General features: G+C 37.6%; 17 protein-coding genes and 1 pseudogene. 13 read left to right on the forward strand and 5 right to left on the reverse strand.

Features of this window, described 5'->3' with window-relative positions:
- The first annotated feature begins 99 nt into the window (after positions 1-99).
- From DYQ05_RS01420 to DYQ05_RS13505, 5 genes are read left to right on the forward strand one after another with little or no spacing between them, the layout of a single operon-like run.
- Positions 100-738 (forward strand): hypothetical protein, encoded by a 639-nt coding sequence (locus DYQ05_RS01420; protein WP_252723460.1) that lies wholly within the window; start codon positions 100-102, stop codon positions 736-738.
- A gap of 29 nt (positions 739-767) precedes the next feature.
- Positions 768-944: a hypothetical protein gene (locus DYQ05_RS01425; RefSeq protein ID WP_206183698.1), complete on the forward strand. Its 177-nt coding sequence runs from the start codon at positions 768-770 to the stop codon at positions 942-944.
- Positions 945-965: 21 nt separating this feature from the next.
- Complete coding sequence (locus DYQ05_RS13495; RefSeq protein ID WP_252723461.1) at positions 966-1724, forward strand: hypothetical protein; 759 nt, start codon at positions 966-968, stop codon at positions 1722-1724.
- Positions 1610-2737: a hypothetical protein gene (locus DYQ05_RS13500; RefSeq protein ID WP_252723462.1), complete on the forward strand. Its 1128-nt coding sequence runs from the start codon at positions 1610-1612 to the stop codon at positions 2735-2737. Before DYQ05_RS13495 ends, DYQ05_RS13500 begins: the two co-directional genes overlap by 115 nt.
- A gap of 34 nt (positions 2738-2771) precedes the next feature.
- The gene (locus DYQ05_RS13505) at positions 2772-3284 is read left to right on the forward strand and encodes a polysaccharide deacetylase family protein (RefSeq protein WP_252723463.1); all 513 of its coding nucleotides are present in this window, start codon (positions 2772-2774) and stop codon (positions 3282-3284) included.
- 46 nt (positions 3285-3330) lie between these two features.
- Here the strand turns inward: DYQ05_RS13505 and DYQ05_RS01435 are convergent, their stop codons facing one another.
- Genes DYQ05_RS01435 through DYQ05_RS01445 form a run of 3 tightly spaced genes read right to left on the reverse strand, consistent with a single transcriptional unit; the run spans position 3331 to position 5322 of the window.
- Positions 3331-3987, reverse strand: a complete 657-nt coding sequence (locus tag DYQ05_RS01435) for an energy-coupling factor transporter transmembrane component T family protein (RefSeq protein ID WP_206183699.1) — start codon at positions 3985-3987, stop codon at positions 3331-3333.
- A gap of 4 nt (positions 3988-3991) precedes the next feature.
- Positions 3992-4726 (reverse strand): ABC transporter ATP-binding protein, encoded by a 735-nt coding sequence (locus DYQ05_RS01440; protein WP_024465910.1) that lies wholly within the window; start codon positions 4724-4726, stop codon positions 3992-3994.
- A 2-nt stretch (positions 4727-4728) separates the two neighbouring features.
- A complete protein-coding gene (locus tag DYQ05_RS01445) occupies positions 4729-5322 on the reverse strand; it encodes a biotin transporter BioY (protein ID WP_024469476.1) in 594 nt (197 codons plus the stop codon).
- A gap of 250 nt (positions 5323-5572) precedes the next feature.
- On the opposite strand from DYQ05_RS01445, the gene DYQ05_RS01450 reads away from it, so the two are divergent.
- Entirely contained in the window at positions 5573-6643 is a 1071-nt protein-coding gene (locus DYQ05_RS01450; protein ID WP_024467570.1) for a hypothetical protein, read from the forward strand.
- A complete protein-coding gene (locus DYQ05_RS01455) occupies positions 6643-7398 on the forward strand; it encodes a DUF4398 domain-containing protein (RefSeq protein ID WP_024467569.1) in 756 nt (251 codons plus the stop codon). Before DYQ05_RS01450 ends, DYQ05_RS01455 begins: the two co-directional genes overlap by 1 nt.
- A gap of 119 nt (positions 7399-7517) precedes the next feature.
- Here DYQ05_RS01455 and DYQ05_RS01460 read toward each other — a convergent pair whose 3' ends face one another.
- On the reverse strand, positions 7518-9032 hold the full coding sequence (locus tag DYQ05_RS01460; RefSeq protein ID WP_029410300.1) for an IMP dehydrogenase: 1515 nt from the start codon (positions 9030-9032) through the stop codon (positions 7518-7520).
- A 175-nt stretch (positions 9033-9207) separates the two neighbouring features.
- Here DYQ05_RS01460 and DYQ05_RS01465 point away from each other — a divergent pair, with 175 nt between their 5' ends.
- From DYQ05_RS01465 to pcp, 3 genes are read left to right on the forward strand one after another with little or no spacing between them, the layout of a single operon-like run.
- Positions 9208-9882, forward strand: a complete 675-nt coding sequence (locus DYQ05_RS01465) for a DUF969 domain-containing protein (RefSeq protein WP_024465908.1) — start codon at positions 9208-9210, stop codon at positions 9880-9882.
- The gene (locus tag DYQ05_RS01470) at positions 9875-10873 is read left to right on the forward strand and encodes a DUF979 domain-containing protein (RefSeq protein WP_194076926.1); all 999 of its coding nucleotides are present in this window, start codon (positions 9875-9877) and stop codon (positions 10871-10873) included. Before DYQ05_RS01465 ends, DYQ05_RS01470 begins: the two co-directional genes overlap by 8 nt.
- 29 nt (positions 10874-10902) lie before the next feature.
- Positions 10903-11556, forward strand: coding sequence for a pyroglutamyl-peptidase I (gene pcp / locus DYQ05_RS01475; RefSeq protein WP_206183700.1), 654 nt, complete (start codon positions 10903-10905; stop codon positions 11554-11556).
- A 495-nt stretch (positions 11557-12051) separates the two neighbouring features.
- Here pcp and DYQ05_RS01480 read toward each other — a convergent pair.
- A pseudogene (locus DYQ05_RS01480) lies at positions 12052-12306 on the reverse strand (hypothetical protein); the annotation flags it as partial.
- 249 nt (positions 12307-12555) lie between these two features.
- Between DYQ05_RS01480 and DYQ05_RS01485 the strand changes: the two are divergent.
- From DYQ05_RS01485 to DYQ05_RS13510, 3 genes are read left to right on the forward strand one after another with little or no spacing between them, the layout of a single operon-like run.
- The gene (locus DYQ05_RS01485) at positions 12556-13266 is read left to right on the forward strand and encodes an HAD family hydrolase (RefSeq protein WP_206183701.1); all 711 of its coding nucleotides are present in this window, start codon (positions 12556-12558) and stop codon (positions 13264-13266) included.
- A 38-nt stretch (positions 13267-13304) separates the two neighbouring features.
- On the forward strand, positions 13305-15962 hold the full coding sequence (locus DYQ05_RS01490) for a SpiroCoCo family coiled-coil protein (RefSeq protein WP_252723465.1): 2658 nt from the start codon (positions 13305-13307) through the stop codon (positions 15960-15962).
- A gap of 22 nt (positions 15963-15984) precedes the next feature.
- The gene (locus tag DYQ05_RS13510) at positions 15985-16551 is read left to right on the forward strand and encodes a SpiroCoCo family coiled-coil protein (RefSeq protein WP_435372827.1); all 567 of its coding nucleotides are present in this window, start codon (positions 15985-15987) and stop codon (positions 16549-16551) included.
- Positions 16552-16593: the final 42 nt, after the last annotated feature.

Consider the following 16593-nt stretch of genomic DNA (forward strand, 5'->3'; position numbering starts at 1 on the left):
TCGTAATAAGCGTGTTAAAATTCGTTATATAAGAGGTCTTTTTTATATTTCCCGTTTTTCTATCTTTCTTTTTTCGTAAAAAAAGTGTATACTGTAAAAATGAACGGTAATATGCAAAGTACGGGACAAATTCCGCCTTCAATGGAAAAAGAGCTCTTTTTTGTAATAGATTATATTTTAAACAGGGCAGGCGGAAGGGAAACGGAATTGATTTCCGCAGCCTTGGAAAGAAAAAAAAATGAATTATCGCACGGTTTCGGGACGGCAGGTCTTTCCGCAATAAATCCTGAAAATATGGCAAAGCAAATGTCGGAATCCATTAACCGTTCAATTCAGACGAGTTTGGAAGGTGTGCGTCACACATTTAGAGATTTTGCCGCCGATATGCTTCAAAAAGAAGCTCCCGAACTTACTCCGGAGCAAATGAGCGCTTTAATCGATTCGTGGATTCCCGAAACGGGAAATTATGACGGAAAGATAAAATCGCTTGCAAAAGGCGGAAAAATAGGAGGTATTCCTTCCGATGTTATGTATGGAATGATTTTACAATTCGTTTCATTCAGCATAGGAGAAATGCAAAAAAGCGAGGACGTGGAGCTTAGGAATACAATGGGGAACTGGCCCGAAAAATATTGGGATAAATTTCCTCCCGGGATAAGGCAGGAAATAAAGCGCTTTATTAACGGAGAAACAACTTCCGGCGAATTCCGCAAAAATATAACGGCGATGATTTCTTAAACCGAGGATTAATATTTTAAGGATATAATATGGAAAAAACCGATAATTATTTAATCGCATTGGACGGTATTTTTGAAAAGGTAAAAAAAATGCAAATTGAAAGTACCGTTGAAAAAATTGAAGCTATGGAAAATTCTTTAGATAAGCTTGAAGAGGAGCTTACGGAAATAATAAATTTAAATTTAACCGAAACCGAAAAAAAATAAAATTATTAACTGGAGAAGATGATGAAAAAAAAGCTGTTGTATTTTCTGTTATTTGATTTATTTTGCGGAATATTTTTATTTTCCGAAATTTCTTTCGGTGCGGCAAGTTTAAATGATAACGGCGATATTCTTTTTTCGGTAAAAACGGATACGGCGGAATCGCACCGATACGAAACTTTGTTTTTATATTCAAAGCAAAAAAATAAAATAGAACAATTAACATTTTTTCCCGAGCGGCTTGAGCTTTTAGGGAGTAAAACTTTACAGCTGACAAATAGATTCGGTATAGCCCGTTTGGATATTAACACGGGGCTTATTTCAAAGCAGGCGGAAACGGAACAGTTTTTTTCCGTAAACTCTTTAAAGCCGGTTTCCATAAAAAGCATACAATCAAGTCCCGACGGCAAATGGATTACTCTGATTGAACAAACTTCGCTTGTTTACGGCTCGCTTATCTTATTGGATACCTCAAGCGGAAGAAAGTACACCCTTGCACAAAAAGCCGTTTCGGGGATGCTTTCGGTAAGCTGGTCGCCTGATTCAAAAGCCTTTTTATATGAAGATGAAGGCTTTATTTATTTTGCCCGCCCGGAATGGTTCGGAGCAAACACACCTCCGGATAAACGGTTTAGAAGATTCAGCGAAGGCTCAATTAAAAGTATACAATGGATTTCTTCTTTGGAATTTCTTTTTTTAAAAATAATGTTCTTTATAAAATTAATTCATCGGAGCTTTTTACAAAGTCGTTTTATCTTCCTCTTTTTTCTCTTGGCAAATTAGCGGCCCGCTTTCCGTTTGAGTTTAATCCCGCTTCGGATTTTGTTTCGATTTCTCCGGACGGAAAAACTTGTGTTTTTATAAAAGAAAAACGGAATGTATATTTTTTTAAATTTGAAGGAGATGATTATTTACAGCTTTTTGAAGAGGGTTTAATTCCTTATTTGCTTTTACCGGGAAATACGGCGGATATTTCAATTTATTGGAAGAATAATTTACCTGTAATATTTTCTCAAGGAGTTGCCGGCGGGAAAAGTTCTTTAAAGGCTTGGCAAATTTCTTTAAGTAAAAACAAATTTGAAAAAATTCTTTTGGAAGAAAATGCTTATTTACTTGCAGGCTCTCCGAATTTTGAAATTGCGGCAATTAAGGAAAACGATGAAATTTCATTTTATGATACAGGCGTTTGGAAAAAAATAAATTCGTTTTACGGAGAAAAAATAATTTCGGCTCTTTGGAAAAATTCTTCTACCGTTTTTTTAACCGGAGAAAATTCCCTTTATGAATACACAATAGATAAAATTAAAGGGTTCGTCGGGAAAAAGAAAATAGCTCTTACGTCTATGCAGGATTTCGGCTGGTCCGAAGCAGGCGATAAAATTTTGGTTAAAGTTAAAAGGTCTGTTAATGAAGCCGATTTTAATAAAAACGGTTTTAATGATGAAACTGCGGAATATACCGGCTCGTTTAATTGGAAACCCGATGTTCAGGTAAAAATTGCAAAGAAGAAAACCGCCAATTCTTCAGACAGAATTTATATAGATGTTTCTTCAGGTTATTTTAAAAATATGATTTATATCCGTTCATTGGATAAATTTACAACTGCGCCTCTTTTTGAAGAACCCTCGGTTTTTGCTTCTTCACGTAAAACTCTTTCCGTTTCGGAATACGGAAATACTTCATCAATTTTTTCGCACGGAAACAGAACCGGAAAAAAACAAGTTGCTCTTGTTTTTGATGCAATGGACGGTATGGAAGGCATTGCGGAAGTTTTGTATATTTTAAAAAAAGAATAATATTAAAGCTACTTTTTTTATTAACGGTGAAGCCTTGCGGCAAAATCCCGAAGCGGTAAAAGAAGTTGTTAAAGCGGGACACCAATGCGGTTCTCTTTTTTTTACGACTTGGAATTTAAACGATACTGAATATAGTATTGACGAAAATTTTATTAAACAGGGGCTTGCAAGAAATGAAGATAACTTTTACCGCATTACCGGAAAAGAACTTTCTCTTATTTGGCACAGTCCGCATTACATAGCTTCTCCTATGATTATCAATGCGGGTAAAAAAGCCGGATATATTTTTATTTCCCCCGATATCCGAATTCCCGATTGGATAAGCTCCGCCGATAAAACATCATTGCCGTCGCTTTATAAATCTTCTGCGGAAATTATAGAAGATGTTTGTAAGAGCGTTCATACGGGTTCAATAATTCCGATTAGGCTCGGCAAAACAAAGCCCGAAAGGGTAGATTATCTTTACGGCAATTTACAACTTTTAATAGATTCTCTTTCGGGAATAGGTTTTACATTTAGCGATGTAAAAACTCTTATGGAAAATTAAAAGTTAAAAGCTGCCCGATAAAAAGTATAAGTTTAAAAATAAAATTTTACATTCTTGCGGCAACGGCTTTTGCCGAATTATACGCTTTTTTTATACCTGCCGAAAATAAAACGGGCAGCAATACCGTATACATTTTTACCGATTGTTTTCCTTGCCGTGCATACCATGCATATTTTATTTTTTCCCAAATTGCCGATATTTCCGGAATAAAACATATAAAAAGGGAAAGCAGTCCGGTAAAATTATTTTTTTTTGAAACGGGAAGATATTTTCGTAAGGCAGTTTCGATAATACCTATTCCTTCCCTAATTTCCAAAGATGTGGTTGTTTTAAATATAATTGAAGAACTTTGTAAAATACAAAACAGTTTTATAAGCATCAATAAAGTATGAGTATCGGAAAAAACGGTTTTTATTGCCGTGTCCGCTCCTTTTGAAAAAAAGGCTCCGATAAATTCCGTTATATAAAGAAGCGCCGCATAGTATAATACGACTTTAACATCTCTTATTTGTTCCGACAAAGTAAAGCGTAGAAGGCTTGCGGCGGTAAACTGAATAATAATAAAACAAACCGAAACATAAACCGGTAAAAAGAAAATCAATATATTTAAAACGGGAACGGTTAAAATTTTTATCCATGCCGGCAGTTTGTGTATAAGTGAATTGCCCGCTTTATAACTGAAAATCGAATGTTGTTTTTTCATAAAATTACCATACCAAATCTTCTATTGAAGTATATGACGTAAGAGGGTTTTTAATATTCCATTGTTCAAGATTCAGTTTAAGAGCTTTATCGGGCGTATCGTCAAAAACTTTTTTCCCTTTAAATAAAACTATAAACTTATCCGCAAGGCCTAAGCATTTTTCTATTTCGTGTGTAAGAATTATTAGCGTTTTTCCTTCTTTTTTCAAATCTTTAATAAGAGCGTTTATTTGACGCACTCCGCCGTAATCGAGGTTTGCATACGGTTCGTCCAATATGATGATAGGTAAATCCATAGCAATCATACAGGCGGCGGCAAGTTTTCGTTTTTCGCCTCCTGAAAGAAAGCGGGCGGGGAAATCCGCTTTTTCGGTTAAGGCCGTTTTTTTAAGAGCCGTATCGACGGCTTTTGAAATTCTTTCTTTTTCCCATTTTAAATTTTTAGGGCCGAAAGCAATATCTTCGCGGGGTGTTTCTCCTAAAATTTGCGTTTCCGCTTCCTGAAAAACAAGGCCCGTTTTTGCGTATGAAATAACCTTTCCCGAATCCGCCTGTTCAAGACCTGCAATAATGGCCGTAAGAAGACTTTTACCGGAGCCGTTTTCCCCTCCGATAACAGTGCATGAGGCTTCAGGAATTTCAAAACTTATGTCCCGTAAGGCTTCAATTTTTCCGTTTATCGTCTCAAAAGTTTTACATATATTTTTAACTTTCAGTGTTTTTGATTCTTCAGATACCATTATTATTTTTCTAAATGCAAATATTGAGCAAAAATAGGGCGCAGTTTTAATGCAACGGGAATTGCAACGGCCGTTTTTAAAAAATCTCCGGGCAAATAGGGTAAAACGCATACACCCACAGTATATGTAAAAAGGTTTTTGTCCTGAGGTATTTTTCCTCCCGCCGCCGCCCATGCCGAAAACCGGATAACACCCGGAATGTACAGAATAACCATTCCTGCAAAGACGGCAAGGGAAATTCGGATAATTGCGGATTTGCATATCTTTTTTTCGGAAACCGAAGGTGTGCCTGCAATAAAACCTGCAATAACGGCTCCGAGTAAATATCCTAAAAGAAAGCCTCCCGTAGGCCCCAGCCATACCCCTATGCCGCCTCTGCCGCCTGCATATACCGGAAAACCTATCAATCCTGCGGCAAGAAAGAGTGCTGCCGGAGCTCCTGCAAGTTTGCCCCCGATAAGAACCGCCGCTAAAATACATAAAACATTTTGCAATACAATCGGAACCGCTCCCAGAGGAATAATCATAAAACCGCCTATACATATAATTGCCGCAAGTACTGCTATAAATGCCGATTTTATTCCTATTTTATTCATAATCTTTCTCCTAAATTTAAGTTGCCCGCAGGGCGGTTAATCCTGCCGGCCCTTTCTTGTTAATATCAGGCTTAATACGTATAAAAGCCTTAATTACAAGAGCCGTATTATAATAGGTTTTGTAATATTTGTCCATAAATAAACTTAGGGTTTTGCATAAAATGGACCGTGAAGTTTAATTTCATATATGAACTTGACAAAAAAAAGAAAAAAAGTGTATCATTAGTAAATGTGAATTTAGGAGGTTCTCATGAAAAAAGGTAATAAAATTATAATTACAGTTTTTATAGCTTTTGCCGTTTTGTTTTCAGCATGTAAGTCTACTCCCGAGACAAAGCCTGCTGCAAAACCGGAACCTGAAGCCGTAAAACCTGAATCCGAAATGACGGAGAAGCCTGCGGAAGAAAAAATGGAATCGGCGGAAGATACGGAAAAAGCGCGGCTTTTGGCGGAATTGGAAAAAGTTCGTGACGGACGGTTAAAAGCCGCCAGAGAAACAGCTGTGGAGTTGGGTGCCGATAATGATTATCCTGATAAATTTTCGGAAGCCTCAGCAGTTGAAACGAATGCCGCAAACGATACGGAAAACGGAAATTTAAAAGAAGCTATTGATAAATACAACGAAGCTGCCGACCGCTATGAAACTCTTTCAAATTTAATGAAAGCATCGTCTTTTCGCAATGAAATTGAAGAATACGGCTTTGCCCGTTTTTCCGCCGAGGATTATGTAGAAGCCGAAAGACTTTCCATAAACGCTCTTGACCATTACGAATTGGATTACAAGATGGCAAAAGAAACTTCCGAAGACGCTTTAAAACTTTATGAAAGTATTGCAAATAAAGGGTATTTTGAATTTACAAAAATCGCAAAAGATGAAGCGAAAGAACATAAAGCGGACTGCGATTCCATTAAGGTTGCAAGAAGCAGGACTGAAGACTATAATGCTGCGGTACGTTTATTTAATGAAGGAAAAGCAATGGCGGAAGAGGGAAATTACAGAGCCTCTTTTTATGCTTATAATAAATCTGGAGAAGGTTTTAAAACTCTTTACAATGAAGTTTCCGCAAAACGTGCGGAAGCCGAAGCTGCAATGGCGGAAGCGGCCCGCAAACAGGAAGAAAGCTCCGCATTGGCATTGGAAGCCGACAAGGAAGCTCCTCTTACCGAAGCGGGAGAAGGTTTTTCCGACGGTGAACTTGACTTGGAAGATAAGACAACGGAACCCGAGGGGGAAGCTGAAAATATAGATGAAACCGAAGAACCGGAAACCGGTATGGAGCCTGTTGAAGAACAGGGGAATTCCAATGAAGGAGGGCAATAATGAAAAAACTTGCAATAGCCGTAATATTAGGTTTAATTTTACTGCCTGTTTTTGCAGTATCCTATGATGATAATGAATATCAGCGCAAGAGCCGTGCGTATACCGAGCTGGCAAACAAATCTTATGATGAAGGAGATTACGATGCCGCAATAGAATATGCAAAACTTGCGGAAGATTTTGCAAGACAATCTTCGGAATTTATTCAACTTATGCTTGCGCGCACCGAAGCCGAACAGGAAATGAATAAGGCGAGAACCCGCTTTACTTGGGCAAAGCAAAACGGAGCCGAAGAAAAATACCCTGAAGAGTATGCTTCCGCTGAAACGGCATTAACGGCGGGAAGTGTAGCTTTCGATAACGAAAATTATGATGTGGCTGTAGTTTGTGCACATAAAGTATTGGACGCTCTTTCCGTTGTAAAAGGCGGAGAAGCTTCCTCTTCAGGAAGTTCCATGGCAAAAGATGATTCTATGAGTTCAGACTCTATGCTTGAAGAGCTTCCGGCCGAATATAGGATACGTACATGGCGAGGTGAACGGGATTGTTTGTGGAATATCGCCGGGAAAAAAGAAGTTTACGATAATCCTTTTATGTGGAAAAAGTTATTTGATGCAAATAAAGATAAATTACCCGATGCTTCAAACCCTAACTGGGTAGAACCGGGAATTATTTTAACTATTCCGAGTATACGAGGAGAAAAACGCTCAGGTCTTTACGACCATTCAAAAACATATAAATCTCTTCCTAAAAAATAAAACCGGATAATACTCCGAAAACCTTTGAGGTTTTAAGGAAGGCTTAATAGTTTATTTAAAAGGCAATACTTTTATTTTAAAGTATTGCCTTTATTTTTAAACAAGATTTAAAGGATTTTTTAATAATTATTTCCCGAAGTATGGCCTATATCTTTAAGTACTACATCATGCGGGCCGCCTTCTATAATGCTTGCAGAAGAAACTAATGTTAATTTCGCTTCTTTTTTGAATTCTTCTATATTTAGAACACCGCAGTTACACATTGTAGAGCGTATTTTATTTAAGGTTACGGAAACATTGTCGTGCAGCTTTCCGGCATACGGAACATAAGAGTCAACCCCTTCTTCAAATGAAAGTTTTTTTTCTCCGCCTGAATCGTAGCGCTGCCAATTACGTGCGCGTGCGGAGCCTTCTCCCCAATATTCTTTCATATAATTTCCGTTAATTAAGACCTTATTTGTCGGGCTTTCATCAAAGCGGGCAAAGTATCTTCCTAGCATACAAAAATCGCTTCCCATTGCAAGGGCTAATGTTATGTGGTAATCGAAAACAATTCCGCCGTCCGAACAAATGGGAATATAAACTCCGGTTTTTTTAAAATACTCGTCTCTGGCTTTCGCAACTTCTATTACCGCCGTAGCCTGACCTCGTCCTATGCCTTTTGTTTCACGGGTAATGCAAATTGACCCGCCCCCGATTCCGACTTTAATAAAATCGGCTCCGGCTTTCGCTAAAAAATTAAAGCCGTCCGCATCGACGACATTGCCGGCTCCTATCGGAACGGAATCTCCGTAGAGGTCTTTTACGAATTTTATAGTCTGCTTTTGCCATTCGCTGAAGCCGTCAGAAGAATCGATACAAAGCACATCGGCTCCGGCTTCAATTAAGGCGGGCACCCTTTCCCGATAATCCCGCGTATTTATTCCGGCTCCTACCATATAGCGTTTTTTTTCATCAAGTAATTCTAAAGGATTTTCGGCGTTGCTTTCGTAATCTTTTCTAAAAACAAAGGCAACAAGATTACCGTTTTTATTTAAAATGGGAAGAGAATTTAATTTATATTCCCAAATTATATCATGTGCTTTTTTCAGTGAAACTCCTTCTTCCGCAACGTGGAGTCTTTCTATAGGTGTCATAAATTTTTCTACCGGCGTATCGTCTGCAATATGACCTATTCTATAGTCGCGTCCTGTAACTACTCCTAAAAGTTTTCCGTGAGCGGTTCCGTCTTCGGTAACCGCAACCGTTGTATGGTCGGTCTTTGCTTTTAAGGCAAGCACATCGGACAGGGTATTCTTAGGCGTAAGATTGGAATCGCTTTCTACAAAGCCTGCTCTATAATTTTTAACACGTGCAGTCATTGCAGCTTCATTTTCGATTGATTGCGAACCGAATATAAAAGCAAGACCTCCTTCGCGTGCCAAAGCAATTGCCATTCCGTCGTCCGAAACCGATTGCATTATTGCGGAAACAAGCGGTATGTTTAAGCGGATTTTCGGTTTTTTTCCTTTTTTAAATTTGGTAAGCGGAGTTTGAAGAGATACCGCCGAAGGAATGTGATTAGTACCTGAAAGGCGCGGTACTAACAAGTATTCGCTGAAAGTATGCGAAGGTTCATCGTAAAAAAACGCCATAAGTTACCTCCAAATAATTTACTGATGATATAATTTTAATTTAAAAAATTCAAGCAGGCAAAATAACAGGGGTATAATAGACACGGCTTTATAAATTTGATAAAATGCGGTTTGAAAATTGCAGGCTTTTAAAATTAAGCTTTATTTTTCAAATCCCGTCAATAAGGAGAGGTGTATGAATTATTTTGTTTTAATCGGCGTTGCTATTATCATTGTCGGTTTTATTTTAAAACTCGATGTAGTAGCTGTTGTATTGCTTTCCGGTCTTGTAACCGGTTTAATTTCCGGCAAGGGCGTTGTAGAAATTCTAAACGATATAGGAACCGGTTTTATAAATAACCGCTATATGAGTTTGTTCTTTCTTTCAATTCCGGCTATAGTTATAATGGAGCGGTACGGGCTTAAAGAAAAAGCGGCCGATTTTATTAAAAAAATTAAGGGTGTAAGCGCAGGAATGGTAATTTGGCTTTACATTGCCATACGTACTGCCGCTGCGGCTTTGTCCATACGCTTAGGCGGTCATATTTCTTTTGTACGTCCGCTTATTTTGCCCATGGCGGAAGGAGCCGCACAAAAAAACATTAAACTTACCGAAGATGATATTGAAAAAATAAAGGCTTTAGCGGGAGCTTCCGAAAATTATGGAAATTTTTTCGGACAAAATATTTTTCCCGTTTCTTCAGGTGTACTTTTAATTACCGGTACATTAAAAGAACAGGGATTGGACGTAACGAATACCGATATCGCAAAATATTCCGTTTTAGCCGGTGTTGCAATGGTACTTATTGCTCTTGTACAATGCTGGTTGTTTGAACGTAATCTTAGAAAAGGAGAAAAGGCCGATGTTTAGTTTTATTTTTAACAATACTGTAATTATAGATGAAATAGTATACGGAATTTGCGGAATTATATGTATAATTACCGGCATTACCGCTATTAAAGATAAAAAAATTCCGATAGGAACATTTTTGTTTTGGACTGTTTTAGGCGTTTTGTTTATGTTCGGAAAAGTATTTATATCTTATATTCCTTATGGAGGCACTATTATAGGAGCCTTACTTATAGGTCTCGGAATACTTACCTTAACTAAACAGGTAAAGGTGGCGGATATCCCTGCCGCATCGAAAGAAGAGGTTTTTGAAAATGCAAAAAAAGTGGGGAATAAAATTTTTATTCCCGCCCTTCTTATCGGTGTTACGGCTATGCTTTTTGCCCAAATGAAAAGCTTTAATATTTCGGTGGGCACAAATGATGCGGGTAAAGCTGTTATTTTCGGTTTTTCCACAGCTCAGGTTTTAGGTCTTTCATCCGTTATTACTCTTATAGTTGCCGTACTCTTAACTAAGGCAAAGACGAAAGATACTTTTAACGATACATCGAAAATGCTTATGCAAATAGGAGCCTCAAGTTTACTGCCGCAGCTTTTGGGTGTTTTGGGAGCGGTTTTTGCCGCCGCCGGAATCGGTAAAATTATAGGTAATGCCGCAGGAGGCATTGTACCGCAGGGAGTACCGGTTATAGGTGTTATAGCTTATTGTGCCGGTATGGTTATTTTTACAATGATAATGGGAAATGCCTTTGCGGCTTTTACGGTTATTACAATAGGTGTAGGAATCCCCTTTGTTATTTCTCAAGGAGGAAATCCTGCCGTTGTAAGTGCGTTGGGTATGACTTGCGGATATTGCGGAACCTTGCTTACGCCTATGGCTGCAAACTTTAATATTGTTCCTGCTTCAATTTTGGAAACACGCGATAAATACAGCTTAATTAAAGCTCAAGCTTTTATGTCCGCAGCTCTTATTATCGTGCATATAATTTTAATGCTTATATTTGCATTTTAAATTTTAGATATTATTTTAAGGATAGGTTTATGAAGATTTTAGTTACCGGTTTTGACCCTTTCGGCGGAGAAAAAATTAACCCCGCATTGGAAACAATTAAACTGCTTCCCGATACGATTTTAAGCGCAAAAATTATAAAGCTTGAAATCCCTACGGTTATAGGAAAATCCGTGGCAAAAATTAAGGAAACAATTGAAAAAGAAGAACCTGATGTTGTTTTAAGCATAGGGCAGGCGGGAGGCAGGGCCGATATTTCCGTAGAACGAATCGGAATAAATATAGATGATTGCCGAATTCCCGATAACGAGGGTAATCAACCTATAGACGAGCCCGTTGTAAAAGGCGGGCCTGCGGCGTATTTTGTAACCTTACCTATTAAAGCCATTGTCGAAAAACTGAGATTGGAAAAAATTCCCGCTTCCGTTTCAAACACTGCGGGAACTTTTATATGTAACCATGTTTGTTACGGAGTATCTCATATAGCGGCTGCAAAAACCTCTGAGGGAAAACCTATGAAAAGCGGTTTTATTCATATTCCGTTTTTACCCGAACAGGTTATAGATAAGGCGGCAACAATGCCTTCAATGAGTTTAAAAACTATAGTTAAAGGAATTACTCTTGCTATTGAAGCGATTGTAGAAAATGCTTCGGATATAAAAGTTTCAGGCGGAAAAATCTGCTGAAAAACCCTTATATAGCTTTTATATCCGAATAAAAACCTTGGGGAGCAAATTGTTTAAACTTTTCAATTTGCTTCTCTATAAGGCCGCTATCGGTTTTATAAGCTATAGGGCATCTCTAAAAACCTTGTTGGATTTTTAAAGATGCCCGACGAGTTTTCATAAGTCTTTATGCATAAATGACTTATGAAAACTCGTCGCAATTTAAATCTAAGGTAAACCTCTAAATAAGGTTCTTCTTTGTAAAGCGGTAATATATAGCAATAAAATCAGGTAATGTAATTGATGTGCCGTTTACCGTTTCGCCTGTCAATTGCCGAATACCTTATATCTTCCTTAGTTTGAGAACAGTCTGGAGACAATGCTATAATATAATTGTAAAAGTCAGCATTCCGATAATGTAAACCTTATTTTTATGTTTTATATGTATAGAATTATTTCCAAATTGTAAAGTTACATTAAAATAAAAACAGGGCTTTTTATAAGCCCCTTATAAGATTACAGTTTTTCTATTTCGGATTCGGAAAGCCCGGTTATTTCTTTAATTAAGGCTATATCAAAGTTTTTCAGCTTCATAAGTTTTGCCGTTTGCTTTAAACCTTCAGAAAATCCTTTATCCATAGCGTCCATTTCAAAAGTTGATAATAATCTGTATTCCTGTCTTGCCTGCTCGTTTTGTTTTACCGTCCGTATCATTTCTTCTATCCCCCTTGTAAATTCATTATTTGCCTTACCCGTTTTAAGGTATTCTAATTTTCTCCTTACGGTTTATTCGAATTTTAACATAAGTTAGGATTATAAACAAGATACGGAAAATTAATTTCTTAAAAGGCTGCAAATAGCGGACAAAGACAAGGCCAGTTCAATTTATATAGAGGTTTTTAAACTTTTACGTATTTAAAATATAATACGCTTTTTAATTCTTTACATTAAAAAAAGTTTATTTTTATCTTAACGGTTAATATTGGTAGACAAATCTTTTTTTTTATAGTATAAAATCCTATGAATTTAAATATTTCTGCGGTTGCATTCGACATTGACGGAACTCTTTATCCAGCATATAGGTTTAATTTGCGGATACTGCCGTTTTTGTTAAGAAATTTTAAGTTTATGGCGGCGTTTCATAAAACCCGTAAAGAAATAAGACGGCTTCAGCTTAAAAATCCCGATAAGGTGCATAAGGATTTTTTTGATTTTCAAGTTGAAATATTTTCGCAGTATACAGGTAAACCGCGTAAAGAAGCCGAAGTGTTCTTAAACGAAGAAATTTATTCAGGTTGGAAAAAACGTTTCGCAAAAATAAAACCTTATTCTTTTGTACGGGAAGCCGCCGAGACATTAAAAAAGAAGGGGTTAAAAATAGGGCTTCTTTCGGATTTTTTGCCTGAACAAAAAAATGACGTGTGGGGAATCCTTCCGCTTTGCGATGCCGCTATAGGCTCCGAACAGGCGGGTGCCTTAAAGCCTTCGGTAATTGCATTTAAGGCTCTTGCCGAAAAATTGGGGGAACCTTGTGAAAGTATTTTATATGTAGGTAATAATTTGCGGTATGATGTTGCCGGAGCCAATGCCGCAGGAATGTATACGGCCTGTATAAAAAACAGGCTTTTTATATTTTTTTATAAGTTTTTTAACATATTCCGAAGAAAAAAATCCGCAGGTCCCGATATTTATTTTTCCAACTATCGCCAATTATTGAAATTTGTGCTATAATTTGATAATATTATAACATTATTAAAGGGTGGAACTTAATGATTTATATTGTTTTAAATATTGTAACGCTGATAATTTGTATTGCTATTATAATAGGTTTTAGACAAAGTGATAAAAACAACCGTTCAATCGAAAAAGCCAAACGTTACGGCGAAAAAATCAAAGAAGATTTGGATATTTTTATAAATGAAAAACGTTCGGCTCTTACCGACCTTACAACCGAACTGGGAGTTCAACAAACGAGGGCAATCGCAACGGTAAAAAAGCTCGACGAAGTTTATGACCAATTTATGAAAAATACAGGTACTATCGAAACCCGTTCCGCTGCAATTCAGGAAATAGACCGTTATATAACAAAATCCGAACAAACCGTTCAAAAACTTATGGATATGACGGCATTGGCCGAAAAAAACCTTACCGAAATCGGCAAGGAGGCCGATTTTATAGATTCTCTCGCAAAATCGATTAACAAGGCAAAGGCGGAGTTAAGCGATGTAACGGGAAAAATTCCCGAAATGCAAAACCGTTTTGCGGAGGAAGCCGATGCAAAGCTTGAAGTATATAAAACAAAAATTTTAGAAGAAATGCAGCTTGTAATAGACGATGTGGAAAACCGTCTTGCCGCCGCACAAAAAAATACGAACGATGTTTTGGAAGTCGCCGCAATTAAATTACAGGATATTTATAAACAAGCGTACACCGCCGCCGCCGATAAGGCCGGTTCCTTACAGGAAGCCGCCTTTGCAAAGCTTAAAGAAGAAACCGCCGAGCGCGTTCAAAATTACCGTCGGGAATTTGAAGAAACCTCGGCACAGCTTGAAACTGAAATAAATTCCGGTTTGGAAGAAGCAAAACAGGCCGCCGCCGAATTTAAATCGGATTGGGAAACGCAGATAAAAGATTTTATTTCTCAAATTCAATATGACATTACCAAAACCGAAGAAGATATAAACGGCCGTATAGATTCCATTATGGAAAAACTGAATGAAACCGAAAACTCTTCCGCACAGCGCTCGGATTCTCTTTCGGCCGATTTAAATCAAACGGAAGCTGTAATGCGCTCTCAGTTTAATTCTCTTGCTTCCAATTTTCAGGATAATATAAATTCTCTTGCGAAATTTACCGACAAAAAGTTGAGCGATTTTAAAACCCAAACCGAAAGCCGCTTTACGAAATTCGAAGAAACAATTGCAGGAGTGGATTCTTTAAAAGAAGAAATAGAAAAAGCTCAGGAAAATATAAAGGCGGAGCTGCTTGCCGAAATTTCCGCTTATGCAAGTTCCATTAAACAAACGCAGCAAAACTTTTTGTCGGAATTTACGGGTAATTCCGACAGAATAAATGAGCGTATGAAAACAATCGATGCAAGTATAGAAGAGCTTAAAACAAAGGCTTACGCCAATGTTTCCGAAAAGCTTAAAATGTTTGAAGACGATTTTTTTGCCGACCTTGCAAAGCGCAGCGATGCAATCAGTCTCAGCTTTGACCAATGGAAAGAAGATGTTTCGGCAAATATGGCTCTGCTTGCTTCCGAAAACGAGTCTTCAAGAAAAGATATTGAAACTCAGTATAAACAGGAATTGCGCACACGTATCGCACAGGCGGCGGAAGAATATAAACAGCAATTTTTACGTCTTGACGAAAAAGTCGGAGAAATTTCAAATAATTTAAATATGCGTTTAAGTGCGGCTGATGACAGAATTCAAAGTTATGCCGATAAATTAAACGAAGATGTAAATAAAATAAGTGAAAAAGCGGTTAAACATCTTGAAGGAGAAATTTCCGTGTTTAAGGCTCAACTGCAAGATGCAATACGTTTACAAAACGGAGAGCTTGAAAACGGAGCTAAAATTCTTCAGGAAAGACTTGCTTCTATCCGTGAAGAATCGGAAGCAAGTCTTGAAACGGTAAAAAAAGATTTCGAGGCATGGAAAAACAGAACCGACCAGCAGTTTACCGAAGCGCGTTCTTTGTTTGACGATAAAATTACAAGTTTTGAAAGTTTAACCGAAAATGCGATAAAGAATTTGGATGCAAAGTATAATTCTCAATATAGGGATTTTATTACAAAGAGCGGAGATTCTTTTGAAAACATTCAGGCTAAAATCGATGCCGTTGACGGAAAAATCGCTTCGATAAATGATGAGCTTACGGAACATGCCGCCCAAATTACGGCCAAATTTAACGGCGAAGTTGATGAAGCGAAGACTTCAATAGATAAAAAACTTCGCGATGCAAGTACGGAGGCGGAGCGTTCCGTACAAAAGATAAATGAAATGATTTTAGCGGTAAGAACGGAACTTGACGAAACTCAGGAAAAAATCCGCGAAAAAATTCAATCCGATGCGGATAGACTTAATTCCGTAATTGAAGAGATAGATAAAAAGCAAAATGCATTTGTTACCCAGACGAGAATTTTCGAGCGTGCCGATGAATTAAAAGCCGGTCTTGAAAAGGATATAGAAGACCTTAAGGGAGAAGTTACGCGTTTTGAAGTTTACAGAAATGCAATTGATAATTTAAGTTTGCAGTATGAAAAAGTTACGCACTTGGAAGAAGAGGCGAACATAAAAATTGCACGCTTTATGAGCGAGCGTAAAAATATAGAATTGCTGGAAAGCGAATTTGTAAAATTAAATACGCTTTCCGATTCTATGGATAAAAAAAATAATAGAGCTTACCGGTGTAAACGATGACCTTCAGCAATATCAGGTTCAAATACGTAAACTTGAAGAAGGTATAGGCGATGTTAATACACGCTATGAAAGGCTTGAAAAAAAAGGCGCGGTTTTGGACCAAACTATGCAAAGCATAGATTCCGCCTTTGAGGATTTAAAAGAACTTGAAGCGGAAATAAAAAACTTTAAAGCCGACGTAAATAATTTACCGCCCGAAATAGAAAAAATAAAGACTTCCGTCGATACGCTTTTGGAAAATCACGGCAGAGCCGAAGAGGTTTGCGAACGTATTGAAACTTTGGATTCTTCTTTGGAAGAATTAAACGAAAAGATGGAATCATTAAAGCAGGCGAGAAGCTGGCTTGCAGCCACCGAAACGCGCTTAAAAGATATTTCCAAAAATTCCGAAGAGCAGTTAAAGCTTATGGCGGATTTATTTAAATCCGAAAAAGGCGACAGACTTGAAGACAGTATAGTTCCGAGAAGCAAACAGGAAAACGTATTACAGCTTTCAAGACAGGGTTGGAAAGAAGCCGAAATTGCAAAGGCCTTAAATCTTTCGGTAGGCGAAGTGGACCTTATCCTGGAGTACTCGGATAAGATATAATAACTTACCGTTTTTCGGTAAAAAGACTTATATATGAAAACC

Source organism: Treponema pedis, from assembly GCF_017161325.1.
GTDB lineage: Bacteria > Spirochaetota > Spirochaetia > Treponematales > Treponemataceae > Treponema_B > Treponema_B pedis.

Excerpts from the sequence above, each read along its gene's own strand:
- DYQ05_RS01420 (WP_252723460.1), top strand. The coding sequence starts at position 100 with ATGAACGGTAATATGCAAAGTACGGGACAAATTCCGCCTTCAATGGAA.
- DYQ05_RS01490 (WP_252723465.1), top strand. The coding sequence starts at position 13,305 with ATGATTTATATTGTTTTAAATATTGTAACGCTGATAATTTGTATTGCT.
- DYQ05_RS01450 (WP_024467570.1), top strand. The coding sequence starts at position 5,573 with ATGAAAAAAGGTAATAAAATTATAATTACAGTTTTTATAGCTTTTGCC.
- DYQ05_RS01485 (WP_206183701.1), top strand. The coding sequence starts at position 12,556 with ATGAATTTAAATATTTCTGCGGTTGCATTCGACATTGACGGAACTCTT.
- DYQ05_RS01425 (WP_206183698.1), top strand. The coding sequence starts at position 768 with ATGGAAAAAACCGATAATTATTTAATCGCATTGGACGGTATTTTTGAA.
- DYQ05_RS13500 (WP_252723462.1), top strand. The coding sequence starts at position 1,610 with ATGGATTTCTTCTTTGGAATTTCTTTTTTTAAAAATAATGTTCTTTAT.
- DYQ05_RS01445 (WP_024469476.1), bottom strand. The coding sequence starts at position 5,322 with ATGAATAAAATAGGAATAAAATCGGCATTTATAGCAGTACTTGCGGCA.
- DYQ05_RS01470 (WP_194076926.1), top strand. The coding sequence starts at position 9,875 with ATGTTTAGTTTTATTTTTAACAATACTGTAATTATAGATGAAATAGTA.
- DYQ05_RS01440 (WP_024465910.1), bottom strand. The coding sequence starts at position 4,726 with ATGGTATCTGAAGAATCAAAAACACTGAAAGTTAAAAATATATGTAAA.
- DYQ05_RS13495 (WP_252723461.1), top strand. The coding sequence starts at position 966 with ATGAAAAAAAAGCTGTTGTATTTTCTGTTATTTGATTTATTTTGCGGA.
- DYQ05_RS01465 (WP_024465908.1), top strand. The coding sequence starts at position 9,208 with ATGAATTATTTTGTTTTAATCGGCGTTGCTATTATCATTGTCGGTTTT.
- pcp (WP_206183700.1), top strand. The coding sequence starts at position 10,903 with ATGAAGATTTTAGTTACCGGTTTTGACCCTTTCGGCGGAGAAAAAATT.
- DYQ05_RS01435 (WP_206183699.1), bottom strand. The coding sequence starts at position 3,987 with ATGAAAAAACAACATTCGATTTTCAGTTATAAAGCGGGCAATTCACTT.
- DYQ05_RS01455 (WP_024467569.1), top strand. The coding sequence starts at position 6,643 with ATGAAAAAACTTGCAATAGCCGTAATATTAGGTTTAATTTTACTGCCT.
- DYQ05_RS01460 (WP_029410300.1), bottom strand. The coding sequence starts at position 9,032 with ATGGCGTTTTTTTACGATGAACCTTCGCATACTTTCAGCGAATACTTG.